Below are 25,468 nucleotides of genomic sequence, written 5' to 3'. Positions count from 1 at the left end.
TGCTCTTTTTAATTCACGTTATATCGAACCGTTCAACTAAGTGACCGCAAGAATATCAGAGGGTGTATTAGGCGCTACTGCATGGCCGTAATGATAACGAATCACGGTGCGACGTTTGGCCATCTTCCCTTCGAGTATCGCTGCATCGACTATTTTCTTCGGTAAACGAAAGCGCATAGCATAGCCTTTCCCTTGCGACTGACTATAGGTATTTAGCGACAACAACCGAAACCAATTTTCTACCGGATTATGCGGCTGAGAATCCTCTTCTTCCGTTTCATACTCTGGGTGCTCAGCAGGATCCCAGGCGCTGCGCTTACGGCGTTTTTCATCTTCGTTGATGCGTCGTTCAGCATTGGTTCTCGCCAGTTCCACGGGAGCGATGATCGGCTCTCTCACTTTGTTGTCACGAGCCACTTGCTCTGTCTGCGGATTCACGGACGGTGCAATAACCGGGGCACTTACACTGTTGGGTGACACTATCATGGTCACTCTCCTCTGTAATGAGTGATTACAGCCAATACCTCTACACTTAGCCTTATCTTTAACCGATTGAACTATCGTCAATCATCTCAATACAGTATCGGACAAAATGCATAAAGCTTTACCGATTTTGTGTAAAAATCCTGCAAATATCAGCGAACTAGCGCCTGCACCTTGTCGATAAAACCGCTTTGCTCGGTAATAAACGGAGCATGCGAAGAATCCTTAAATACATGTGATTGATGACCGGATGTGAGCTCATCTAGCTGTTTTGCAACACGCACTGGCACCAAACCATCTAATCGACCATACCAGCGGTGAACTGGCATCGATAGTTCTCCCAACTGTTGACGCAGATCGAGGGAGTCCAACCAATTCAGTCCTAGCATCAACGCTTCTTGAGAAGGCATAGGCCGCGATAACACCGCCTCTTTTAGTTGTTTCACATCTTGACGAGCACTTGGACTGCCCATGGCTTGCAGTGCCATAAATCGTTCAATGGTTAGCTTGAAGTTCTCAGTTAGCTGTTCCGTAAATGCAGCTAGTACATCCTTTTTAATCCCGCGCCACTGTTCACCTTCAGAGAACTTGGGCGAGCTTGCTAATGTCACCAACTGCGAGATTCTTTGCGGATAATAATGAGCTATATGAGTCGCCACTAACCCGCCTAAAGACCAACCCAACCAAATGGCTTGGTCGGGAGCATCCGCCAGTAACAACTCACAAAACTGCTCAAGGGACTGATACTCAACATCATGACTGAAGCCATAACCGGGTAAATCAACGCTATGTACGGTGAAAAACTGAGCCAGTTCGGCACTGCACTTGGACCATACCGCGCCATTCATGCCCCAGCCATGAAGCAAAACGATATCGGGTCCCTGACCTTCAGAATGCCAATGTACTTTTGATGCTGAGCTCACGTTATCTCCTACCGAATTCATACTATGTTGGGGTTGTTTTGCTTCATGCTAAACAGATATTCTCAAACGTCAAATTAGACCAATGAAACTGTCACTTCCAATACCCTCTCTGTGTCATTTATGCGGTTTGCGTATCGACTCAACCATGGAGCACCATTTATGGTGCCCACATTGTCATCGACAAATGGCGTTACACATTAAACGCTGTCATTGCTGCGGTTTACAAATAGAGACACAAGCCGATAAGTGTGGTCAGTGCCTTAAATCACCGCCTCCATGGCACCAAATGTATTGTTTGGGTGACTACCAATACCCACTTTCAACACTCATCCAGCAGATAAAGCGGCAGAAACGCTATTGGCTACTTCCTCCTCTAGCACGAATGCTCAACGGTTTGATTCTTCACCCTGCTCCCATGGTGGTCACCGTACCAATGACATGGCATCAATATCTGTTAAGAGGGTTTAATCTTAGTGAAGTGATCGCTAACGAGATAGCTAAGTCCACGCCTCAAACTCAACTCATGCCTAATGTATTTCTCAAACACGCTCGGGCTCCTATGCAAAAAACCTTGGATAAAACCGCGAGGCTGCGTAATGTTCAACGAGCGTTTTCATTACATCAACGACCAAAAGCAAGTCATGTTGCGATAATTGATGATGTGGTCACAACTGGCGCAACTGTCAGACATTTAAGCGAATTATTGCTTGATGTAGGGGTCGAAAAAATCGATATTTACTGCTTGTGCCGCACGCCAAAATGAGTTGGTAAACCACTGCAACCTCAAGTTGCACACAATACAGACAAATAATTTTGGCATCTACTCACGACAGGAGTAGAATAGTGGTAATAACCTACAACTATACTCAGGTATTCGTCGTGTCAAATCCAATTACTATTACAGAAAGTGCACAAAGCCACTTTGCCAAACTACTGGCTCAACAGCCAGAGGGTACGAACATCCGTGTTTTTGTCGTTAACCCAGGCACTCAAAACGCTGAATGCGGTGTGTCTTATTGCCCACCAGAAGCGATTGAGTCAAACGACACCGAATTTAAATACGAAGCCCTATCTGCTTATGTTGATGAGCTATCTCTACCCTTCCTTGAAGATGCTGAGATCGACTTCGTCACTGACAAAATGGGTTCACAGCTTACGTTAAAAGCTCCAAACGCAAAAATGCGTAAAGTCGCTGATGATGCGCCATTAATGGAACGTGTCGAGTATGCTATCCAAACTCAAGTAAACCCTCAGCTTGCTGGTCACGGTGGCCACGTTAGTCTGATGGAAATTACTGAAGACGGTATTGCCATCGTTCAGTTTGGCGGTGGTTGTAACGGTTGCTCTATGGTTGATGTGACCCTGAAAGAAGGTATTGAGAAACAACTTCTTCAAGAGTTCTCTGGTGAACTTACAGCGGTTAGAGATATGACCGAGCACGATCGTGGCGAGCACTCATACTACTAAGTGACTTTTTCGCCCCACGCGGCCATGAAGTTCGAGCAGAGCGCCAAGGGAAACCTTTGCGCTCTGTTTTTTTATGGTTCTATTTGGCGATGACTCAATTCCTATATATATTAAGCAGTACAATAATTTCTGTTCCGCACGCTCACATCACTAATCTATGTGGAACAACGCTAAGGAGATAAGCCATGCCGTCCAAAAAAGGACCTGAAATCTTAGCCCAAAAGACCGTTGCCGAATCTCGGCTATTTAAGATTGAGGCGTTAGACTTAGCGTTTTCTAATGGCACTAAGCGCACTTATGAGCGAATGAAGCCAAGTGGTCGTAACGCAGTCATGATGGTTCCTATTACAGAGCATGGTGATATTTTATTGGTACGCGAGTACGCGGCTGGTACAGAGCGATACGAGCTGGGCTTTCCTAAAGGACTTATCGACCCTGGCGAGTCACCTGACCAAGCAGCGGTACGAGAGTTGAAAGAAGAAATCGGCTTTGGGGCAAATAAGCTGACTCCGCTTAAAGAAGTGATCTTAGCACCGTCTTATTTTTCAAGTCGCATGACCTTGTTCGTTGCTCAAGATCTGTACCCTGAACAGCTTGAAGGCGATGAACCAGAGCCTTTAGAGATAGTGAAATGGCCACTGGCTCAGGCAGACGAGCTCCTCTCTCATATGGATTTCTCCGAAGCGCGCAGTATTACCGCATTACTGCTGATGTTAAGAATGAAGTCAGAACTAGGACTATAACGTGACGGCACTGAATAAAGATCTCTCCCACCTCATTCCCGACGCCATCAGCATTGCTCGTCTTGCTGGGCAGCTCATATTAGACATCTATGAAAACAAGCAATATGAGGCGTTTACCAAAGAAGATGAGACTCCAGTCACCACCGCCGACCTCGCAGCTCACAAACTGATTGTTGAAAAGCTCAGTCAGTTAACACCAGACATCCCTGTACTGTCTGAAGAAGCAGCAGATATCAGCCTTGAACAACGTTCACAATGGGATACCTACTGGCTTGTTGACCCGCTTGATGGTACTCAAGAGTTCATTGCGCGCAGTGGCGATTTCGCTACGATTATTGCTCTGGTTCGCAATAATAAGCCGATTATGGGAATCGTCTATGCACCAGTGTCAGGCGTGACTTATTATGCCTACGAGAATAAAGGGGCATGGAAAATCCCATCTATGGATGAAAGCTTGAGAATTAACGTCCTCAAACATGATACTCAAGATCAATCCATCGCCATTGCGATTAGTCGTCGCCAAAATATCAACCGTGTCACAGCAAGAATGAGCTCTGCGTGGAACTACGATTTGGTTCCTCTTGGATCTGCGGCACTAAAAGCGTGCCTAGTGGCTGAAGGCGCGGTGGACTGTTACCTGCGCTTAGGCCCAACAGGTGAATGGGACACAGCAGCAACCCAATGCATTGTCGAAGAAGCTGGCGGTGCCATCTTAAGCACCGAGTTAGGTCCGCTGTCCTACAACCAAAGAGAGACATTGGAAAATCCAAACTTCATTGTGATTGGCGATCAATCGCTAGCTTGGGATAAGATTCTCATTCAAGAATAGACACTAAAATAAAACTAAAAAAGGAGGCTAAGCCTCCTTTTTTTAGTTGTTAACTCAACAAACAACTTCGTCCCCAGTTCCTAGAATCTTCCTTGATAATTAAAGGAATAACGACCTTGATTATCAGGGTTACCTAGCCAACTCAACTGCTGACGCATGGTCGCAGGGAAATCACCTTCCGGTTTAAACCACGCGCTGGATTGATATTGTCGGTTCGGCGTCAACTGCCCTGAGAACTCACTAGAGACTTGCTTACTAGATTGACTGCCTTTCGCGGTTAATACACTGTCATTACACGCCAAATCAACAATAGTCGGCCCGAAGCTTAAGCTGCCGACAGGGGTTTCAATATAGCCAGCACTCCATGACAGACTGCCCTCTCCCGTTCCACACCAAGGAGATTGGTATTGCAACGATTTGATCGCCAATTCAAGCTGCCCCCCTGCCGAAACAGGCACGGGCATAGGAGAGTATTGCAGAACGGTATCTGCCGGTATCGAAGCTAACAAGGTCTCCACGTAAGGTCCTGAGAAGCTAATACCGACATTCCCTTTTCCAGAGAGACCAAACGCGCTGCCACGGCCAAACCTCACGGCATATTCTGGGGACAGAGTTAGCAAACTCGACCATGAGAAGGACCAGTTAAGCTCTCCCAGTTGGTAGTTCTGAACTCGTACATTTTGAGCTCGCCCCTGCCAAACCGTCCCTTCTGCGCTATCAATAAATACACCTTGAGGCAACGGTGAGAAGCTCAATGCTACGCTTGCAGGCAAGTGATAGATAGCACTAGCGGTAAATACACTAGTGCAAAGTAACGCGTACTTAATGACTCGTTTCACTTAGCTACCTCTTTTAAATTGCAGACGGTTCACTTCTATCACACCACTCAAATCCGCCTTATCAATATCCATATTTTCCACTGTCACTCCGTGGTTTTCCTGTAAATAGAATAACCAATTTACGAAGAACTCAAATGGGATCGGTTTGATCCAGACTTGCAACTGGTCGTTACGAGGCTGCATTCGAATCAACTCGACATTAAATCGATTTGTCGACGACGTGATAACCTGATTTAAAGGCTGCTTGGAGACAACCACACCGCCTGCACGACGTTTTTCAACGATGGTATCGGCTTGTTCACTTACCCAAGACAACAATTGACGCTCTGATTGAATGCGCATTTGAGCATTCTCAGTTCGCTGAGCAAACGGGGCGAGTATCCCCCAATAGATGATCCCAATAATGGCAACGACAGAACATGCCAAAACCAGTCGCTGTTCCCTTTGACTGATACTAAGCCACCAGCTTTGTGCGCTAAGTAGTAGACCTTTCATGATTAACCCTATTTTGCCTTCAACACAAAGTTACCCATCACCACTTCACCATTACGGTTAAGGGGACCTTGTGACACATCGAACTGCGTTTCCAGTTTTATTCTTGCCGCTTCAAAGCTTTCAAAATCCTTGCTGGTGACACTCATACGAACTTCATTGCGATTGCCATCAAAGGTAAAACTCTCAACTTGCATGCCATTCACTTGACCCACGGTGTCGGGCAATTTCGACAACCATTCCAACACAGACGCACTGGAGATATCGGAGCCACCTAATCGGCCTAGCTCATCTTGCATTTGTCTCTTCAGGTAGCTCACTGTAGGAATGCGTTTCTTATCTGGAAACACGCTTCGAAAAATACGTTCACTTTCCGCTCGGTAAGCTGCTGCTTGAGCTTCATACTGATTAACAAGCGCTACTTGTTCCGCAATCAGAGCAACGATAAGTATTGAGGCCGCGATAGCTACTTTCTTCCAAACTTTCCAATGTTTTAAGAAAGAAGCTTTAGGTTTAAAGTCACCACTGAGTAAACTAAAGCCGCTATCCACCACTCCTTTTGAAAGTAGTGCCATGGCGGGTTCTGCTGGCAAAGTTTGCCATGAAACATGGTCAGAATACGAAGCAACAATCGTAGGTTCTTCTGAATAGCTCTCTACGACTACTACAGCAGACTCTTCTTGATCTTGCTGCTCCCGAGAGGATAAATAATCCGACTTAATAACCGCTTCAAGCCAGTTGTTATCAACCGTCATACCCGACCATTCAGAGGTACGAAACAGCCACTGCTCATCCATTTCAATCGCAGAAACATGTAGTGTCTTGGGCAAAGCTAAAACATCAGGAACGACCTTTTTAACTTCAATACCATGTTGCAAAAACGCCTCAAGCACATCAGATAAATAGCGCTTATCAACCGCACACACTGCCGCTTTGTCAGCGTGTTTATTAAGAATCGTAAAGTGAAGCTGCTCGACATCTTGAGCAATATCATCTTCTACAAGAAATGGCAGCATGGTTTCAAACTGCCTAGCTCCACCTGCAGGGATCTCAACTTGAGCGAAGTGAACATCCTGTGCACATAGCATAAGCATTGTGACACGCTGCTGCGCGTATTCCTTGATCTCTTCGAGCTGCGCTAAACTGTCAAGCACACCACTCGCTATCACTTCTTGCTGATTGGTCGACCAAACCGCCCAATGTACAGGGCTAGTCGGCTGACTATTCAGGCGAACGGTTAAAAACTCGCTCACGAAATCCTCCAAATCGACGGCGCACTACCGTCACATCTTGCCTATCTTGGCTAAAAAATAAGGTTCTTAATCGCAGTCTTGATTCGTCCACAACTACCTGCGCATCTAACTCAAAGTAAACACTGTCCACAGTCAGGAAAGGAGAACCTTGCTGCTTTGTATTGTCATCCACCGCACCCATTTGTGGCTCTGCTAAAAACTGATTCACACCAGACCACCCATCAAAGGGGCGATTTTCAATAAGCTGTTTGGCATTATCCACCGACAAATTCGGTGCAAATAACGCAGCGAGTAGCGGTGCTTGCTCGACCGAGATCGTATTAACATTGAGTTGCCAACTGGATGTCGGTAACGCGCACACTAGTGGAGCAATTTTCAACATAGCCTCACCAGACACCTGATTAATTGCTCTCAGCTCAGAACTGTCGGCGATTAGGCCATTAGCGGCAACGTACGCTGGCGACAAAGACTCGTAGTAACTGTCTCCAACTCCAGACACGGAGCGAACTGTCGTTTCCTTATTGATAAACTCCCAAGTCGAATCAGCAATTTGTTCGGCTTGGTAATTCTCGATTTCACTTTCTTCCAGCAATCGCTGAAAGAAACGCACCAAAAATGGCTTAGTGGCGCTATTGGCATTCGGTGTCACATTCGCCAGAGCATTTACATTGAAGCATGACTGCATATCTCGAATGTAGCCAGTTGCTTGACCGTAATCGAGTGGATAAGTGCGCTCCTCAAGAGCCCAAGGTTGATTCAGATTAATACTGTCTTTGTTATCTTTGTAGCTCTCTTTTATCGCAACGGAGGCCAATGCCTCAACACCAATGGCATACCAATAGGCCTGTTGATAATTAACCTGATTCGATGCTCGAGTGAACTGACTAAACAAGCGCTCAGACATCGTAGCGGCTATTGATACCATGATGGCTAAAAGCAGCAGAATAACAATCAAGGCAACCCCTTTTTGGGAGTTAGGCATCACTCTCTTCACGAGTTGCCTCCTTGGTTATTACCACCTTGATTCCCATTACCATTATTAGGTGCCGATGACGCGTTAATGGTACCTGCAGGAGTCAGGTAAATCCTGGTTATTTCGCCATAATCTTCGAAGGTAAGCTTAATCTCCACAGCTAATGGCAGTGACAAGTCTGCTTGCCACTCTTTAAGCCACGTTTCCCCATTGTAAAAACGCATGTCAAAGTCTTCTACACCGCTAAAGATAGGGAGCACCACAGGAGGCTCGCCCACAGTCGTGTCAGGGTAGCGCCACCATACTCTTTCTAGTTTGCCCTGTTTTAGTCGATAGCCAATTTTCGCTACTTCACCTCGCGGAAATTGATTTTGCGGATTGAGCCACCCTAGACGAGTAAAAAGTAACCCTTTTCCTTCAGACTCCAATAAGTTTTGCTGCCACAAGATCAACCGATTTAACGGCGCCTCTCCCTCGTGTCTAAACTGCCTAAGTGCCATTTGCCTAAAGTCACTATCCAGATAGACAAACCCTCGCTGGATTTCTTGCAAACGAGCACTGCGCTCCTGCGAGAGTTCGTTACTTCGCTGAACTTGGTTAACCACTTGATAAGCAGCAATACTGAGACTTGCGAAGATGGCGATAGCCACTAATACTTCAATCAGTGTAAAGCCTTGAGAACGCTTACCTATCAACGTAGCTCCTCACCGTCACGATGGGACTAGCTTTTTTATCTAGTGCCACACTCACATCAACAGCTTTAAGTAAATTATCAGATGTTTTTACGGGAGTGACGCTCCAAAACCACTCGCGTCCCGCCAATTTCTCGCTCCCTTTTTGGGCTTTAAGCGCAGACGTATCAAGCATAACTTTGGCCATTTGATTATCCACCACCATTGCAGCAAAGGCCTTGTCTTCTAGATAGTTTAAGGTATTGATATGCTGACTCACGGAACGAATGATCGCAATGGCCGCCGTTGCAAAGATAGCAAGGGCAATCAACACCTCAAGTAGGGTCATCCCTTTAGCGTTTGTTTTCATTCCAATCCTTGTCATCCATTAGCTGTAACGAACCATTATCTTGGATTTGTACATACCAAGACTGCGCTTTAAGCGCTCGGTTTACAGGCGCTAAAACAAAGGCTCCTGGCGTAATCTCTCCACTAGAAAGAATAAAAACTTGCGGCGGTTTTTCTGCTTTTTTCTTTTTCTCGACATCAGCAAACATATCTTCATCAAACAAAGTACCAGGTTCAAACAATCGGTCATCATTGCCCCAGACACCATTGCTTAAATCGAGTTTGACAGTCATCTCTGCCGGCAACGTGGTTTCTTCAGGAATCTGATTCAATGACACTCTTTGCCAACCGTCAGCTTGGAGCTCCAGAAACACATACTGCTTTTTATCTTCATCAACTCGTATTCCGAAGTCCTTTCCAGCTAACATGGCCTCTTCATTGAAGAGCTGAAGCCTTTGGAATAAGCGCTGAGCTTGTTGTTTCACTTGTTCGTCTTGCGGCTGAGGTAAGGTCGAAATGACTGCGACGGCACTGATGGATAACAGTACCAATACTAGGAGCACTTCCAGTAAGGTGAAGCCTTGATGATGTTGCCGTATGAGAGAACGCATGACATACCATTGAAAAAGGTAGGGCGAATACTCGCCCTACTGATTACCGATTACTGAAAGTCTTGAATATTCCAGTTGCCAATATCGGCTGCTGCGCCTTCACCACCCTCTTGACCATCAGCACCTAACGTAAAGATGTCGATAGTGCCTTTGTCACCAGGGCTCAAATATTGATAGTCATTGCCCCACGGGTCATTAGGTAAACGACGAATATAACCACCATCACGGTAGTTACGCGGCTCAGGGTTACCCGGCTTAGTCACTAGCGCTTCCAGACCTTGATCCGTTGTTGGATAAACGCTGTTGTCTAACTTGTACATATCAAGCGCATTTTCTAACGCTACAATATCGGTAATGGCTTTTTGTTGATCCGCTTTCTCTTTGTTGCCTAGTAGATTAGGAACAACAAAGCTTGCCAAAATACCTAAGATAACAACAACCACCATTACTTCGAGTAACGTAAAGCCAGCCTGTTTTCTGTTTGTTTTTCTCATTTCTCACTCCAAAGAAAACGCCTCTAGACAGAGGGTTGTGATTTCATTATCTGATTAGATTATCCAGACATTAAATTGTTCATTTCTAAAATTGGCATCAATGTCGCCATTACGATAAATAGTACCAAGCCAGCCATCAGTGCGATTAAAGCGGGAGTAAAAATTCCCAAAGCAATATTTATGGTCGATTCAAAGTTCTGATCTTGGTTATCAGCGGCACGCGTTAACATGCTTTCGAGCTCACCACTTTGCTCACCACTAGCAATCATATGCAGCATCATTGGAGGGAACAGTTTGGTTTGTTCCAGTGCTTTACGAAGACTTGCACCTTCGCGTACATTGTCGGCGGCATTAGAAACTTGCTTCTTAGCAAAATGATTGGTCATCACATCCACTGACACCTTCATGCCTTCAAGAATTGGAATTGCGCTCGAGGTACAGATTGCCAATGTTCGAGCAAAGCGAGAGGTATTAAGACCACGTGCTATTTTGCCAATCAACGGGAGATTAAGCACCTTGGTATCCCAACTCATTCGTATTGCTGGTCTTTTCAATGCAGCTTTGAATAGGTAAAACAACACCAGAAATACTGCGACAACGACAAAGCCCCATTGCTGCACAAAGTCACTGGAAGAAAGCAAGAACTGAGTCGATTTAGGCAACTCTTGTCCCATTTGGACAAACTGACCGACGATTTTGGGTACCACGGCTGCTAGAAGGAACGCCACAATGGCGACGGCAAACACCACCAGCACCACTGGGTAGATCATTGCTTGTTGCAGTTTGGAACGAAGTTTTTGACGGTTCTCTGCGTAATCAGCTAAACGTTCAAGGATAGAGTCTAGATGGCCCGACTTTTCGCCAGCCGCAACCATGGAACGAAATAGCTCATCAAAGATATGCGGATACTCCGCCAAACTGTCTGACAAGGTATAACCTTCGGTAACTTTAGAGCGTATTGCAGCAAGCATACTGCGAATTCGTGGCTTCTCTGATTGCTCTGAAACCGCTTTTAAACACTCTTCTAACGGCATACCCGATTGAACTAGCGTCGATAACTGACGTGTAATAAGCGCTAAATCAGGCGTACTGATACCACGCTTAAAGGCTGGTTTTGACGTTTCACCATTGGCACTTTTGCTCGACTTACCTTTCGCTTCGACAATATCGATAGGAATCATGCCTTGCTCTTTCAGGCGTAAGCGAGCTTGGCGAGCATTATCTCCCTCAACTAACCCTTTTACTTGCTTTCCTTTGGCATTCAGAGCCTTATATTCAAACGCTGCCACTTACGCTTCCTTGGTCACACGCATGACTTCTTCAAGAGAGGTAATTCCATGCTTCACTTTATGGAAACCGTCATCTCGTATACTCGGAGTATGTGAGCGTACTGCTTTTTCAATCGCCTGCTCGCCTGCTTCATCATGAATAAGGGTCTGTACTGTTTCATCAACCATCAAGAGTTCGTGGATACCAGTACGTCCACGATAACCTTTGTGGTTACACTTCTCACAGCCGACAGCTTTATGTAGTACCAGCTCTTCATACTCGGCCAGCCCGAATAACTGCTTAGTAGCGCCATTCGCTGCATAAGGTGCTTTACAGTCATTACATAAGGTACGGACCAAGCGCTGCGCTAGAACGCCGAGTAGAGAAGAGGAAATCAGAAACGGTTCAATGCCCATATCACGCATTCGCGTAATCGCACCAACAGCCGTATTAGTGTGCAGTGTCGACATCACCAAGTGACCAGTTAATGAGGCTTGAACAGCAATTTGGGCCGTTTCAAGATCTCGAATCTCACCCACCATCACCACGTCGGGGTCTTGACGTAGAATGGCACGCAAACCTCGAGCAAAGGTCATGTCTACTTTGGGGTTAACCTGCGTCTGACCGATACCATCAATATCAAATTCAATAGGATCTTCAACGGTCAGTATGTTGCGCTCATTACTGTTGATCTCTTGCAGACCTGCATACAGAGTCGTGGATTTACCAGAACCAGTTGGACCGGTCACCAAAATGATGCCATGTGGCCTCTTAATCAGGTGTCTAAAGTTTTCATGGTTGGCTGCTGTCATACCTAAACTATGCAAATCTAGACGCGTCGCGTTTTTATCTAGTAGACGCATCACCACTCGCTCACCATGTGACGATGGCATCGTAGAGACACGAACGTCTACCGCTCTACCACCAATACGCAATGAAATACGGCCATCTTGGGGAACTCGCTTCTCCGCGATATCCAGCTTAGCCATAACTTTGACACGTGATACCAACAGCGGTGCCAACTTACGACTTGGCGCCAACACATCACGCAGTACCCCATCAATACGAAATCGAATCGACAGCACTTTTTCAAAGGTTTCAATATGAATATCCGAGGCGCCTTCTTTGATGGCCTCGCCAAGCATGGCGTTGATTAGCTTGATTATCGGTGCATCGTCATCCGATTCCAACAAATCTTCATCTTGTGGTAACTCCTCTGCTAAAGAGAAAAAGTCATCACTGTCAGCACCAATATCTTCCATCAACTGACGAGCCTCAGACGAATCACGCTGATAAGCTTGAGTAAGCTTTAAATCAAACTCCTCAGAAGAGAGAGCATGTAAGGAAAAAGGCTGACGAAACACTCGCTTAACTTCTTGCAATGCATTCAACGCCAGCGGCTCTACATAGTAGAGCACGGCGTCTGACTCTAGAGACTCGAACACTACCTTAAAGCGATTAGCAAAGCTAAACGGCAGGCGAGTCACCAAAGGGCGCTGTTGGATAGTGTCCATAATTACTTCGCTTCTACCTGATCAAAGAATGCTTGAATTTCAGATGGGTAGCGCGTGGTATTATTGAACTCAGGTAATACTGGAATGTAGCCGTCATCCATCAGCTTCAAGCCTTTATCCGCCTTGAATAACTGCTCTGCACGAATGTAGTTATATTTACGCTGAGTGATACCATCAGACGTCATGCCATCACGGATAATCGTCGGTTTAATGAAGACCATAAGGTTCTTTTTCTCAACCGTTGTACTGGTGGAAGTGAACAAACGACCCAGATATGGGATATCCCCGAGGAAAGGGACTTTCGACTCACTTTCAGCGGCACGTTCATCAATCAAACCACCCAATACCAGCATCTGACCATCTTGGATCATCACCGAAGTGTTAAGTTGACGCTTCGCAAAACGCACATCTACCGCGCCATTAGCACCAAGAACATTGGAAACTTCTTGCTCAATATTAAGCTGAACCGAGTTACCTTCGTTGATCTGTGGGACGACTTTAAGCTTGATACCTACTTCTTTACGGTCAACCGTTTGGAATGGATTGCTGTTGTTTGAGCCAGCTGTCGAACCGGTCAATACTGGCACTTCTTCACCAACGATAAACGACGCTTCGCCGTTATCCATAACAGTAATGCTAGGAGAAGACAGAATGTTTGAGTTGGAGGTACTGGAAACTGCTGTAATAAGAGCGGTCCAATCACCAAGAGCAATACCTACAGCCGCACCTTGAACACCGCTGAGTGCGCTGGCAAGCTTGGTATAATCACCAGATGTTTTAGTCTCTACGTTGTATGGGTTGCCTTGACTATCATAACGAGTTTCTGTTGTGGTCTTGTCTTTGGCTTCTTCCATACCAACCATAACGTTACCGATAGAAGCCCCCGTATTGGAGAACTGAACCACACTTCCAGACGAAGCATTACCCCATTGCACGCCAAGATTCGCACCATCAACGTCGGCAAGTTCAACAATCAGCGCTTCGATTAAAACCTGCGCACGACGTATGTCTAGCTGCTTAATGATCTCAAGCAGGGCTTTCATAATGTCTGGCGGCGCAGTAATCACAAGCGCGTTGGTATCAGGGTGCGCACTGATCATCACTTCAGAGCGGTTTGCTCCACTGCCTGACGTAGAGCCAGACTGCTTCTCTTTCTGAAGGTTATCTGACACCCCTTTTAGCACATCCACAAGGTCTTCAGCTTTGGCATATTTAAGATACTGAACTCGGTTGTTGCCTTTGGTCGCCATCTCAACATCAAGCTGATTAATCAAACGACGTAGACGCTCACGAACCTTAGGGTCACCAGAAATCAAGATAGAGTTAGTTCGTTCATCCGCCACCAGCTTAGGTTGCAAGAGTGCTGGGGTGTTTTTAGCGTCTGTCGTCTTATTTAAAGCATCAACAATACGAACCATTTCAGCGGCAGAAGCATTCTTTAATTCAACCACTTCAACTTCTTTATCACCCGCTTGGTCTACACGGCGAATAATATCTGCTAGGCGATTAACAACGGCGGCACGGCCGGTAATAAGAATGATGTTCGCAGGGTCATAATGAACCACATTACCTGCACCAGCATTATCATTTAGCTGGCGCAACAAAGGAGAAAGCTCTCTTACCGAAACATTCTTCACCGCGACCACACGTGTCACGACACTGTCTCCTGTGACGTTATCGGAATCACCAACTACGGGAATCGCCGAGGTCTTGGCATCTTTTGCTTTGATAACCTTCAAAATGCCATTGTCCATCTCTACGACAGCGAAACCATAGACTTCTAAGACATTAAGAAAAAAGCTGTAATATTGCTCTTCATTTAGAACATCATAGCTACGCACATCGACTTTACCGCGCACTGACGGGTCAACAATGATGGTCTTATCGAGGTTGCGTCCAACGATATTGATAAACTCATGTAGGTCAGTTCCCTTGAAACTGGCACTGAATTCATTGGCTGATACCGTTGGCGCAGCCATCAGGCTCCCCATCAATAACCAGGTACTTGTTTTAAGCCAACTTTTCACTTGTTGCTCCCTTGTAATGCCTTACGCATAACTAAAACTGAATGAATATGTCATGTTGTTGCCCGTCACGCTCTACCGTTAGATTGAGTTCGGTAAGCTCGGAAATAGACTGATAAATTTTCCCCATAGCAGCAGGATCAGTGAGATCGGCACCATTAAGTGCAACAGCAATATCACCATTTTGAAGTCCTACGGCGTTAAACAGCTCTGGATCTCGTCCAGGACTGACTCGGTAACCTTTTACCTGACCATCTCTTTTCACTTGAGAAAGTCGGACATACTGAAAAATCTGTTGTGGATCTTGAGTAATCGTTCTGCGAATCGCTGTCAGCTTTTCTTCTGAATCAATAGGATTATTTCCCGCAATATTGGAGGCTGCCACTTGTGGCGCCGTCTTCAACTCAAGTTTTTTATATTCCAAGCCTTCTAACATCACCGTCTCATCACGTCCGGAGTTGGAAATAATGATTCGGTCAATCATCACGGCGCTCACCGTCGCTCGCGTGCCTTCAATCTGTTCTCCAATCCCATACGTTCCTTGCTTGCCACGATTGGCAACCACCGCAAGACTCAAGTTAGGATTACTACTTACTACCGAGCCGACTAAAACCACATTCAAACGTGTTTTAGGTGCATCAGTCACCACTGGCGCCTGTACTACTTTTTGCTCGCGATTGTACCGTCCAAAGATATTGGCTTTGTTGATATCGGAAGAGTGTAAATTATTAGATTGAGTTTGCGCTTGGTTATTAACCGCAACGGGCGCAACCCATTGACTAACAGAATGAGTTTGAGGAAACAATTGCCATAGTAAAACGCCAGCAATCCAAGCGGACACCGCTAACATGGTTAGAGTAAGCGTTAGGCTAATTTGAGATTGATACTGCAGACAACGACGAAAAAATGAAGATATAGAAGCGGTGTTGATACTCGCAGCCGATATGGATATTCCTTTCACTCTCCTAACTTCCTGCCCTACTAAACATTTACTGACTGTGTAATTAATTGTTATTGCTAAATTATCAGCAATCGTTTTTTGTATGGTTAATCATCTGACTATAGCATAACTACTATGACTGTAGTGCAATCCGCAGAATGGGGTTGAAATAATTAGATCTAAACTCCATTTAGAGGAATATTAGCATGATAAACCTATCAGCAGCTCTCCTCAATTTGTCAGTAATTACTTAAAACTGTCAGGTTATTGAGCACAAGAGCACTGATATTGAGTTAGATAGCAGGATTCAGTATGAGTTCCGAAGAAAAAGCCGTTCGCCTCGATAAATGGCTGTGGGCCGCCCGCTTTTACAAGACAAGAAGCATCGCTCGCAACATGGTCGATGGTGGCAAAGTCCACTATAATGGACAACGTTCTAAACCAAGTAAAATTGTAGAATTAGGCGCTGTCATCGCCCTCAGACAAGGCAATGAAGAAAAGACAGTGACTATTGAGCGTATTTCAGATCAACGCAGAGGTGCACCGGAAGCCCAAACTCTCTACTCAGAAACATCAGAGAGTATTGCCAAACGAGAAGATAACGCGTTGCGCAGAAAACTAAATGCTCACAACCCAAGCCCTGAGCGTCGACCTGACAAAAAACAGCGTCGCGACATTATTAAGTTTAAACATCAATAAGCTGGAGTTTCCTAAATGGCTAACAACACATTAAATCGCTACCTCTTTGAAGAGCTATCAGTGCGCGGAGAGCTCGTGCAATTGGATAGCGCCTATCAGGAGATACTATCCAGCAAAGAATACACAGCTCCACTGCAAACTCTTCTAGGTGAGTTGCTTGTTGCGACAAGTCTACTAACTGCTACGTTGAAGTTCGAAGGTTCAATTACCATGCAGTTGCAGGGTGATGGCCCAGTTTCCCTAGCGGTAATTAATGGAGACCACAACCAAAAACTACGTGGTGTTGCTCGCTGGGAAGGTGATATTGCTGATGATGCTTCAATCCACGACATGATGGGTAAAGGCTACCTAGTTATCACCATTACTCCAGATCAAGGTGAACGCTATCAAGGCGTTGTCGGATTGGAAGGTGACAATTTGTCAGAGGTGCTAGAGGGCTATTTCGAGCGTTCTGAACAGTTGAAGACTCGTTTATGGATCCGTACTGGTGAAGTTGATGGTCACAAGCATGCGGCAGGTATGCTGCTTCAGGTTATGCCTGATGGTACCGGTTCTCCAGAAGATTTCGAGCATCTAGAGCAGCTCACGAATACTGTAAAAGATGAAGAGTTATTTGGTTTAGAAGCCAATGAATTGCTCTACCGTCTATATAACCAAGATAAAGTACAGCTATTCGAACCAAAAGAAGTGGAATTTTTCTGTGGTTGTTCACGTGAACGTAGCGGCGCAGCTATTGTCACTGTCGCTCAGGAAGAAATTTTTGACATTTTGGCTCAAGATGGCGAAGTTGCCCTGCACTGTGATTACTGCGGTTCAACCTACGCTTTTGACGAGCCAGAAATCAAAGCACTTTACGCAGATGCCCAATCGGATAACAAGACCGTACACTAATTTTTAGAGTGTAAAAATGAATAAAAGCCAGATCAGATGTGATCTGGCTTTTTTTGTTCGTTTTATTTAACAAATACGCAAATTATTAATGCAAATGCACTAACAAAAGACGTAAATCATGTGTTACATTTGATCTAACGCAAAGGTTTGCTTTGGGGAGAATTAGCCTAATTTCAATATGTGACAAAACACTTAAAACCATCAATAACTGATGAATAATTTTTGAACTATATCCCTGTTTTATCGGGTCGCCGTTGCTAGCATGGAGTTCAAAATAAAAAACAAATAATAAATAACGAATTACAAAAAAATTTTAAAATCCCTACAAAAATCCAATAAGGAGCACCTATGACCGTTATGGACATTAATAAGGCTGCACAAATCGATCTTACCAAGTACGGAATCACTGGCGTAACTGACATTGTACGCAACCCAAGCTACGAACAGTTATTTGAAGAGGAAACTCGCGAAGGTCTAGAGGGCTACGAAAAAGGCGTAGTCACTGAACTTGGCGCCGTCGCTGTAGATACGGGTATCTTTACTGGTCGCTCACCAAAAGACAAATTTATCGTTAATGATGACACCACTCGCGACACCATGTGGTGGACATCCGATAAAGTCAAAAATGACAACAAACCTATGTCTAAAGAGGCATGGGATGACCTCAAACTACTCGTTACAGGTCAACTTTCTAACAAACGCCTATTCGTCATTGACGGATATTGCGGTGCGAACCCAGACACTCGACTCTGCATTCGTATTATCACAGAAGTGGCTTGGCAGGCTCACTTCGTTAAAAACATGTTCATCCGTCCAACAGAAGAAGAGCTCGCTACGTTTGAGCCAGACTTCGTTGTCATGAACGGTGCTAAGTGCACTAACCAAAAATGGGAAGAACAAGGACTCAACTCTGAAAACTTCACTGTATTCAACCTAACGGAAAGAATGCAGCTTATCGGCGGTACTTGGTACGGCGGTGAGATGAAGAAAGGTATGTTCGCAATGATGAACTACTTCCTTCCTCTAAAAGATATCGCATCCATGCACTGTTCTGCGAATATGGGCGAAGAAGGTGATGTGGCTGTCTTCTTTGGCCTATCAGGTACAGGTAAAACAACGCTATCAACCGATCCAAAACGTGCATTGATCGGTGACGATGAGCACGGTTGGGATGATGACGGTATATTCAACTACGAAGGTGGTTGTTATGCGAAAACTATCAACCTTTCGAAAGAAGCTGAGCCAGACATCTACAACGCGATTCGTCGAGATGCACTGTTAGAGAATGTTACTGTTCGCAACGATGGTTCTATCGACTTTGATGATGGTTCGAAGACAGAGAACACTCGTGTCTCGTACCCACTTCACCATATCGAAAATATCGTGAAACCAGTATCGAAAGGTGGTCATGCGAACAAAGTCATCTTCTTGTCAGCAGATGCGTTCGGTGTACTTCCACCAGTTTCTAAATTGACACCTGAGCAAACTAAGTACCATTTCCTTTCAGGCTTTACAGCGAAGTTAGCAGGTACTGAGCGTGGTATCACAGAGCCAACACCAACATTCTCAGCATGTTTCGGGGCAGCATTCCTAACGCTACACCCAACTAAGTACGCAGAGGTTCTAGTGAAGCGTATGGAAGCAGCAGGCGCAGAAGCTTACCTTGTGAATACTGGTTGGAATGGCAGTGGTAAACGTATCTCGATTCAAGATACACGCGGTATCATTGATGCGATTCTAGATGGCTCTATTGAACAAGCAGAAACGAAGACTATTCCTGTGTTCAATCTAGAGGTACCGACTTCGCTTCCAGGCGTTGACCCAACTATCTTGGACCCAAGAGACACTTATGTAGATCCACTACAATGGGAGAGCAAAGCCGAAGATCTAGCGAAACGCTTTATCAATAACTTCGACAAGTATACTGATAATGCAGAAGGTAAATCATTGGTAGCCGCTGGCCCTCAATTGGACTAATTGTTAGATAAACGTTCAATTTTTTAACTCTAGCCCCTCTTTTTGAGGGGCTTTTTCGTGTTTTTCACGCTAAATTATTGTTTATGTTGGAAGGTAGGAAAATAAATTCGTGATAAGAAAGATAATTGCGCTTTGGATAGCATTGCTTGCACTTGGCTTACTTTCAGTTTTGATCGTTTTTGGTGTCTTGCATACACAGTATGCCAAACCAATTATCACTTATGCTCTGCAGCAAACATTGAACATAAAAGTGGATAGTGAGGCGATAAGTTATCACTACCCTAATAGAATCGATTTTTCGAATGCCAACTTTTCAAAGGCTGAGCACGATTCCATTAGTGTCAACAAACTATCAGTGTGGTTTTCACTACCAACGTCGACTTCTAAGTGGCTACACATTAACGAGTTGTATGTTAGTGGTGCCAATCTATCAAACCTTACTCTGAGCCTAGATGCATTAGCTGATTACCAGATCAACAACATCGCTCTCGATCATGTGGATTATTCTGGACACAACGTGATCATCAATGATCTGCAGCTCCAACTAAGAAACCTAGAGGTAGGAACATCAATCGAAAGTACTAGAGCAGACTTTCAAGTTCGTGCTTCCCAGCTCTACTATCAAGGTGAAGCTATTAATGAGCTTCTCCTTGATGGTTCTCTTGCTGGCGACAACACGAAAATCTACGGCGCCTCATTCACATGGAAAGAGGCACAAGTTACCACTCAAGCGCAGATTGAGAATGGTCATTGGTCTTTAGTCAACACCACTATCAATAAGCTAAAATTTGATTTGTCAGAACTCAGCCAAGGACCGTTAAGTTCACTCACTTCTGTGATTGGCCATATTAACAGTTTGGATCTTTTAAACTCTGATATTACCTACCAAGGAGCGCATGCAGAAAACGTTAGTGCGTCGTTAGAAAACATCGACCTCACTCGCTCGATATGGACACAAAGTCAAGCGTATCTCTCGCTCGATGCTGACAAGCTTCAATGGCAACAGTTTGATTTCATTGAGCCGACTCTAGAACTCAGCTTTTCACCAGATAAACTCGACATCAAAGATCTCGATACCAACCTTGAACAAGGTCGGATTCAAATAGCAGGTACGTTAACTCCAAATTCAATAGCATTGAACAAAGTCGATTTAGATGGCATCAAGTATTACCAAGAACAACAAAATCACTCTTTAACGGATCTGTTTACTCACTTGCATCTCAGCGATCTTAAACAGCTCTCTATCGACTCGCTGAATATCAACCGTAGTCAATGGATTCAACTTGCTCGAAAGCCTTATTGGCAAGTCACAGGTCTAAACCTACAAGCTGAAGATCTACTTATCAAAAAAGATTATCGTTGGGGCTTTTGGCAGGGAAGCGCTATTGCGTCAGCCAATAGCGCTAGTATCGATAAAACAATCGCCAACCAAGTGGCCGTTGAAACCAAAAGTACTGATGGAAAATGGCAACTCAACCGACTGTTTATCCCTTATGACAGTGGATACATCAGCGCCTCTGCAGAGCTTGACTTTACTGCGCCAAGTCAGCCTTTACGAATTGATGCTGAAGCTTACTCAGCCCCTGTCGAGCTACTCAATTACTTAACTGACAGTAAGCAAATACAAATTTCTGGCTTAGCCGATGTGGCGCTGTCAGTAAATGCTCTTACGGCAGACAAGTTATCGTTACAGCACACTTTATCGGGCTCCCTTGAAGCCAATTTCTACAACACTCAGATGACAACTGAAGAAACAGATACTAATAACGTTTCTCTATCGCCATTTAAGTTAAATGCAGATAGAGGGCAGCTGACCCTTGCAGCATTCGAGGTCTCTAGCCAAGAGTGGAATGGGAAAGCAGAAAGCACTATCGACCTAAGAAAGGATCCACTACGTTCACTTCGATTAACATTGCATTCCGAGTGCCGCTCTCAATATCATGTTGAGTTGTTGACTGGTCACATCGGGCTTGAAGAAGTGGAATGTGCAGATCAAAAAAAGCAGCAGGTTCAACCATAACCTGCTGCGATTAAGATTACTATGTGGAAAGTAGCGTGTCTTTATAGTTTGGTAGCAGCATATAAGTGCCAACAAACTCGACGGCAGGCACATCTCCACTGTAGATCGTAACATTGATGATGATGCGCGCCTTTCTGCCAGTTGCCAATCGGTCTAAGTCGCCACTGATACCATCAAGAGAAGTCACCGATACTGGACTCATTTCTACGGGATGACGATAACGAATGCTACTGTCTGCCAACACGATATCAGCATGTAAACCTCGCTCACGCATCAAGAGCCATGTCATCCCCCATCCTGTTAATGTCGCAAGAGTAAAGGCAGAACCGGCAAACATTGTATTGTGTGGATTGAGGTTAGGATTTAGTTGGGCGCCACATTCAAAGCGGTAACCAGTATATTGGTTAATCTTAATACCCATTTTATCACTGATTGGTATCTGTTGCTCCCAACGCTCTTGCAGCTCAGCACACCATTCAGGTCTTCTTAATACTTTAGCCAAAGGGTCAAGCTGTTTAACCATTTGTAGGTGACGAACAGGACCTTTCTGATCATTAAGTTCACCTTGACTAGTGAATCCATTTTTCTCGTAGAATGAAATTGCATCTTCGCGGGCATTACAAACTAGGCGCTTCACCCCTTCTTGACGTGCAAATGATTCCAATGCTACTAAAACAAGAGAGCCCATCCCTTTATCACGGCGATTGCTTTTTACCGCCATATAACGAATTTGGCCTTCGTTATCAGGCGTAATGTATAAACGTCCGATAGCCATAGGTCTTCCTCGACCATCCACTATCATACGGTGATGACTCATTTCATCGTATTCATCACGTTCAGAACCGACTGGTAGTCGCCACGGCTCTCTTAGCATCTGCCATCTAAATTGGTAGTACTTAGCTAACTGGTTGTCAGTTTTAGGAGTAATAAGCTTAAACATAGATATCCTTTCGCATGCAAACTAATGCTCTACTCGATTATACTTGTAGCCAGAAGGTAACAGGCCCATCATTGACTAATGATACTTTCATATCAGCAGCAAAACGGCCGCGTTCAGTCGGTAAAACTTCAGAACAATGATCTGAAAAGTAATCATACAGACGCTCTGCATCAGTAGGATGAGCCCCTCGCGAAAACCCAGCTCTTGTTCCCTTCTTAGTATCCGCAGGTAAGGTAAACTGCGATACGACTAAAACGCTACCACCGACTTGTTTGACGTTGAGATTCATTTTTCCGTCTTCGTCTTCAAAAACACGGTATGTCGTGACTCGCTCGACCAAACGTTTTGCTTTCGCTTCATCGTCGTCTTTTTCTACACCAAGTAGCACTAATAAACCTTTACCGATCTCTCCGACGACTTCGCCGTCTACTTTTACCGCCGATTCACTCACTCTTTGAATTAGTGCTATCACTTATGGTTTCCTTGTTATCACGCGTTTCAGTCACAGCTTCAGATTGTAACATGCCCGAATCGGGTAGCCAGTGTTCTTTCTCCCCCATCGCAGCCGTGAACTCCGCACCGATAAGTACAATAAACCAACACAAATAGATCCACAGGAATAAGATTGGTATCGCCGCTAAAGCACCATAGATAAGCTGATATGACGGAAACTGCGTGATGTAATAAGCAAACCCCTTTTTGCTTATTTCAAACAATAAGGTAGCGACTATTGAACCCACAACAGCATGACTGAAATGTACTTTTTTGTTTGGAACTAACATGTACAGCCCGATAAACGCAAAGAACGCCATTATTGCTGGTAACCATGCGATAAAGAGACTAAAAGCACCGCTGACCACATTATGTTCTAGAGCTTTCAAAGAGGTCACATAGGAAGTACCAACTATACTTGCGCCTATTAAAATTGGCCCAAGCGTCAATATCATCCAGTACATGGAAAATGAAAAAACCATGCGGCGTTTAACTCTAACACGCCAAATGTAGTTGAGATTCTTATCAATATTAGAAATCAACATGAGAGCTGCGATAAATAAGAAAGCACTACCTATTGCCGTCATTTTACCGGTATTTGATACAAACTCGACTAACGCAGAGTACACAGCATCTCCGGCAGCAGGAACAAAATGCTGAATAATGAAGTCTTGAAGCACTTCTCCCGTATTAGAAAAAACAGGAAATGAGGACAGTACGGAAAGCAGTACCGTCAAAAGAGGGACGATTGATAGCAAAGTGATATAGGCAAGATAACCTGCATTCACATTAATCCTATCGTGAGACATTCTTTGGGCTAAATAACGGGAGAAATTTAAGGTTTCTTGCCCAACAAATAACAGTCTCTTAATAACCACATCTGGGCTTTTGATTGGCATCTAATTAATCCTTGCTATGCTGTCTGGTCCAAATGAGCATAAGACTCGGCCAAAACAAACTCTACTCGTTGCTCTAGTTTTAAAAAAGGCACTGATATACAGCGGTATCCTAGAGACTGGTATTGTTTTATCAATTGTCGATGAATCTCTAATGCTTCTTCAAACGGATAAGGTCGAACGTCATCTTGAGCGTATGTATCAGTATTAGGTTCGCAAGTAAAAACTAGGGCCTGATATCCTACCTTAGCTTGTTCCGTTACTCTTGGCGGAATCGACTCGTTTCCAAAGGTTAAGTAGGCACATATATCCGGAATAGCACGATCCAAAAAGCTCAGTTGTTCGCTTGTCGACGCTACCTGCTTTTGATTCATCATATCCTTAAAGCATAGTTCAGCAAAAGCAGCTAATTGATTCCAAGGAAGTATTCCATTTTCTAGTTTCGACTGTTCTTCAATAAGCTTTCTCGGTACTTCTTCAAACGTCTTACAATCACGAGCGGCTAAAGCATCAAGCAGTGTTGTCTTACCAGACCCTGGGCCGCCTGTAATAATAAAGGGACTATGTCGTTCCATCGTAATCTTGCTAGTAGGTAAAGATAGTAACGAGTCTAACACTGTTTTGATGTGATAAAAGATGGCAGTTTGAAGAAGATGGACGGAATTAAATAATAAATCCAAACATTACTACAACTGTAGCGAAAGGAAATAGGTAATAAAGCACTATAGCAAATGCGGAAACGTGGAATTAAAGCTTGGCAATATCCTACGGTGTGAGGACCTGAAAGCAACACATACGAAAACGCCCCAGCAAATGCTGAGGCGTGGAAATAAAGCTTGGCGATGTCCTACTCTCACATGGGGAAACCCCACACTGCCATCGGCGCTATTGCGTTTCACTTCTGAGTTCGGCATGGAATCAGGTGGGTCCACAATGCTATGGTCGCCAAACAAAATCTTGCTTGGGTTCACCTTGCTCTGCAAGATGACTCTATATACTGGTGCTGATACCCAGACTCGAACTGGGGACCTCATCCTTACCAAGGATGCGCTCTACCACCTGAGCTATATCAGCATAGTGGTTGTCCTTCAGGACTAAAAAAGCCCGTCTTTTCAAACGGGCTCTTTCAAATTTAAAGCCTGGCGATGTCCTACTCTCACATGGGGAAGCCCCACACTACCATCGGCGCTATTGCGTTTCACTTCTGAGTTCGGCATGGGATCAGGTGGGTCCACAACGCTATGGTCGCCAAGCAAATTCTTAATTCGGAAAACTGTTTAAAAGTCTAAATACACATTCAAAGTTCTTGCTTTGAGTCCATCAAAACCCTTTGGGTGTTGTATGGTTAAGCCTCACGGGCAATTAGTACAGGTTAGCTCAACGCCTCACAACGCTTACACACCCTGCCTATCAACGTTCTAGTCTCGAACAACCCTTTAGGACGCTTTAAGCGCCAGGGAAGACTCATCTCAGGGCTCGCTTCCCGCTTAGATGCTTTCAGCGGTTATCGATTCCGAACTTAGCTACCGGGCAATGCGTCTGGCGACACAACCCGAACACCAGAGGTTCGTCCACTCCGGTCCTCTCGTACTAGGAGCAGCCCCCTTCAATCTTCCAACGCCCACGGCAGATAGGGACCGAACTGTCCCACGACCCTCCAAACCCCCCCCCCCCACCCCA

At 44.9% G+C, this 25,468-nt stretch carries 26 protein-coding genes, 1 tRNA gene and 3 rRNA genes; 8 read left to right on the top strand and 22 right to left on the bottom strand.

Annotated elements, in window-relative coordinates; all coding sequences use genetic code 11:
• Positions 1-36 precede the first annotated feature (36 nt).
• Both HOP38_RS00150 and bioH read right to left on the bottom strand, forming a co-directional pair.
• Positions 37-486, bottom strand: a complete 450-nt coding sequence (locus tag HOP38_RS00150; protein ID WP_006073398.1) for a hypothetical protein — start codon at positions 484-486, stop codon at positions 37-39.
• A gap of 149 nt (positions 487-635) precedes the next feature.
• Positions 636-1,427, bottom strand: coding sequence for a pimeloyl-ACP methyl ester esterase BioH (gene bioH / locus HOP38_RS00145; RefSeq protein WP_198557237.1), 792 nt, complete (start codon positions 1,425-1,427; stop codon positions 636-638).
• Between the two features lie 61 nt (positions 1,428-1,488).
• On the opposite strand from bioH, the gene HOP38_RS00140 reads away from it, so the two are divergent.
• The 4 genes from HOP38_RS00140 (at position 1,489) to cysQ (ending at position 4,445) form a co-directional block, all read left to right on the top strand.
• Positions 1,489-2,169, top strand: a complete 681-nt coding sequence (locus HOP38_RS00140) for a ComF family protein (RefSeq protein WP_242456497.1) — start codon at positions 1,489-1,491, stop codon at positions 2,167-2,169.
• Between the two features lie 116 nt (positions 2,170-2,285).
• Entirely contained in the window at positions 2,286-2,873 is a 588-nt protein-coding gene (gene nfuA / locus HOP38_RS00135) for a Fe-S biogenesis protein NfuA (RefSeq protein WP_031493658.1), read from the top strand.
• 185 nt (positions 2,874-3,058) lie between these two features.
• Entirely contained in the window at positions 3,059-3,616 is a 558-nt protein-coding gene (nudE, locus tag HOP38_RS00130; protein ID WP_031493657.1) for an ADP compounds hydrolase NudE, read from the top strand.
• Position 3,617: 1 nt separating this feature from the next.
• The gene (gene cysQ / locus HOP38_RS00125; protein WP_006073388.1) at positions 3,618-4,445 is read left to right on the top strand and encodes a 3'(2'),5'-bisphosphate nucleotidase CysQ; all 828 of its coding nucleotides are present in this window, start codon (positions 3,618-3,620) and stop codon (positions 4,443-4,445) included.
• A gap of 80 nt (positions 4,446-4,525) precedes the next feature.
• Here the strand turns inward: cysQ and HOP38_RS00120 are convergent, their stop codons facing one another.
• From HOP38_RS00120 to gspC, 12 genes are read right to left on the bottom strand one after another with little or no spacing between them, the layout of a single operon-like run.
• On the bottom strand, positions 4,526-5,284 hold the full coding sequence (locus HOP38_RS00120; protein WP_198557236.1) for a type II secretion system protein N: 759 nt from the start codon (positions 5,282-5,284) through the stop codon (positions 4,526-4,528).
• Complete coding sequence (locus tag HOP38_RS00115; RefSeq protein WP_031493654.1) at positions 5,285-5,779, bottom strand: type II secretion system protein M; 495 nt, start codon at positions 5,777-5,779, stop codon at positions 5,285-5,287. It lies immediately after the preceding gene.
• A gap of 8 nt (positions 5,780-5,787) precedes the next feature.
• Positions 5,788-7,029: a type II secretion system protein GspL gene (gene gspL, locus HOP38_RS00110; RefSeq protein ID WP_198557235.1), complete on the bottom strand. Its 1,242-nt coding sequence runs from the start codon at positions 7,027-7,029 to the stop codon at positions 5,788-5,790.
• Positions 6,998-8,011: a type II secretion system minor pseudopilin GspK gene (gene gspK, locus HOP38_RS00105; protein WP_198558230.1), complete on the bottom strand. Its 1,014-nt coding sequence runs from the start codon at positions 8,009-8,011 to the stop codon at positions 6,998-7,000. The genes gspL and gspK overlap by 32 nt, the downstream gene beginning before the upstream one ends.
• Before the next feature lie 8 nt (positions 8,012-8,019).
• Positions 8,020-8,697, bottom strand: a complete 678-nt coding sequence (gene gspJ / locus HOP38_RS00100; protein ID WP_198557234.1) for a type II secretion system minor pseudopilin GspJ — start codon at positions 8,695-8,697, stop codon at positions 8,020-8,022.
• Positions 8,687-9,043: a type II secretion system minor pseudopilin GspI gene (gene gspI / locus HOP38_RS00095; protein WP_062461623.1), complete on the bottom strand. Its 357-nt coding sequence runs from the start codon at positions 9,041-9,043 to the stop codon at positions 8,687-8,689. The genes gspJ and gspI overlap by 11 nt, the downstream gene beginning before the upstream one ends.
• Positions 9,027-9,632: a type II secretion system minor pseudopilin GspH gene (gene gspH, locus HOP38_RS00090; protein WP_198557233.1), complete on the bottom strand. Its 606-nt coding sequence runs from the start codon at positions 9,630-9,632 to the stop codon at positions 9,027-9,029. Before gspH ends, gspI begins: the two co-directional genes overlap by 17 nt.
• 50 nt (positions 9,633-9,682) lie before the next feature.
• Complete coding sequence (gene gspG / locus HOP38_RS00085) at positions 9,683-10,126, bottom strand: type II secretion system major pseudopilin GspG (protein ID WP_006073367.1); 444 nt, start codon at positions 10,124-10,126, stop codon at positions 9,683-9,685.
• Between the two features lie 59 nt (positions 10,127-10,185).
• Complete coding sequence (gspF, locus tag HOP38_RS00080; protein ID WP_198557232.1) at positions 10,186-11,415, bottom strand: type II secretion system inner membrane protein GspF; 1,230 nt, start codon at positions 11,413-11,415, stop codon at positions 10,186-10,188.
• The gene (gene gspE, locus HOP38_RS00075; protein WP_198557231.1) at positions 11,416-12,909 is read right to left on the bottom strand and encodes a type II secretion system ATPase GspE; all 1,494 of its coding nucleotides are present in this window, start codon (positions 12,907-12,909) and stop codon (positions 11,416-11,418) included.
• A gap of 2 nt (positions 12,910-12,911) precedes the next feature.
• Positions 12,912-14,936 carry a type II secretion system secretin GspD gene (gspD, locus tag HOP38_RS00070; protein ID WP_124940511.1) on the bottom strand — a complete coding sequence of 675 codons (2,025 nt, stop codon included), beginning with the start codon at positions 14,934-14,936 and terminating at the stop codon, positions 12,912-12,914.
• A gap of 31 nt (positions 14,937-14,967) precedes the next feature.
• Complete coding sequence (gspC, locus tag HOP38_RS00065; protein ID WP_006073356.1) at positions 14,968-15,894, bottom strand: type II secretion system protein GspC; 927 nt, start codon at positions 15,892-15,894, stop codon at positions 14,968-14,970.
• 291 nt (positions 15,895-16,185) lie between these two features.
• Between gspC and hslR the strand changes: the two genes are divergently transcribed.
• The 4 genes from hslR to HOP38_RS00045 all read left to right on the top strand — a co-directional run bounded on the left by hslR (position 16,186) and on the right by HOP38_RS00045 (position 21,460).
• Complete coding sequence (gene hslR / locus HOP38_RS00060; RefSeq protein WP_006073354.1) at positions 16,186-16,572, top strand: ribosome-associated heat shock protein Hsp15; 387 nt, start codon at positions 16,186-16,188, stop codon at positions 16,570-16,572.
• A 15-nt stretch (positions 16,573-16,587) separates the two neighbouring features.
• Entirely contained in the window at positions 16,588-17,463 is an 876-nt protein-coding gene (hslO, locus tag HOP38_RS00055) for an Hsp33 family molecular chaperone HslO (protein WP_198557230.1), read from the top strand.
• 348 nt (positions 17,464-17,811) lie between these two features.
• Positions 17,812-19,440 (top strand): phosphoenolpyruvate carboxykinase (ATP), encoded by a 1,629-nt coding sequence (gene pckA, locus HOP38_RS00050; protein ID WP_006073350.1) that lies wholly within the window; start codon positions 17,812-17,814, stop codon positions 19,438-19,440.
• A gap of 109 nt (positions 19,441-19,549) precedes the next feature.
• The gene (locus HOP38_RS00045; RefSeq protein ID WP_198557229.1) at positions 19,550-21,460 is read left to right on the top strand and encodes an AsmA family protein; all 1,911 of its coding nucleotides are present in this window, start codon (positions 19,550-19,552) and stop codon (positions 21,458-21,460) included.
• A 19-nt stretch (positions 21,461-21,479) separates the two neighbouring features.
• Here the strand turns inward: HOP38_RS00045 and HOP38_RS00040 are convergent, their stop codons facing one another.
• From HOP38_RS00040 to HOP38_RS00005, 8 genes are all read right to left on the bottom strand, one after another.
• Positions 21,480-22,400 carry a bifunctional GNAT family N-acetyltransferase/hotdog fold thioesterase gene (locus HOP38_RS00040; protein WP_006073348.1) on the bottom strand — a complete coding sequence of 307 codons (921 nt, stop codon included), beginning with the start codon at positions 22,398-22,400 and terminating at the stop codon, positions 21,480-21,482.
• 37 nt (positions 22,401-22,437) lie between these two features.
• Positions 22,438-22,872, bottom strand: coding sequence for a D-aminoacyl-tRNA deacylase (gene dtd / locus HOP38_RS00035; RefSeq protein ID WP_006073346.1), 435 nt, complete (start codon positions 22,870-22,872; stop codon positions 22,438-22,440).
• Entirely contained in the window at positions 22,844-23,791 is a 948-nt protein-coding gene (locus HOP38_RS00030; protein WP_171390037.1) for a virulence factor BrkB family protein, read from the bottom strand. The genes dtd and HOP38_RS00030 overlap by 29 nt, the downstream gene beginning before the upstream one ends.
• A gap of 14 nt (positions 23,792-23,805) precedes the next feature.
• Positions 23,806-24,363 carry an AAA family ATPase gene (locus HOP38_RS00025; protein ID WP_198557228.1) on the bottom strand — a complete coding sequence of 186 codons (558 nt, stop codon included), beginning with the start codon at positions 24,361-24,363 and terminating at the stop codon, positions 23,806-23,808.
• Positions 24,364-24,622: 259 nt separating this feature from the next.
• A 5S ribosomal RNA gene (gene rrf / locus HOP38_RS00020) occupies positions 24,623-24,738 on the bottom strand.
• A gap of 48 nt (positions 24,739-24,786) precedes the next feature.
• Positions 24,787-24,862, bottom strand: a tRNA-Thr gene (locus HOP38_RS00015).
• A gap of 63 nt (positions 24,863-24,925) precedes the next feature.
• Positions 24,926-25,041: ribosomal RNA gene (gene rrf, locus HOP38_RS00010) — 5S ribosomal RNA — on the bottom strand.
• Positions 25,042-25,129: 88 nt separating this feature from the next.
• Positions 25,130-25,468: ribosomal RNA gene (locus HOP38_RS00005) — 23S ribosomal RNA — on the bottom strand; the annotation flags it as partial.

It is taken from the genome of Vibrio mediterranei (assembly GCF_013364395.1).
Lineage (GTDB): Bacteria > Pseudomonadota > Gammaproteobacteria > Enterobacterales > Vibrionaceae > Vibrio > Vibrio mediterranei.
This window is presented reverse-complemented; position numbering and strand designations above follow the sequence as displayed.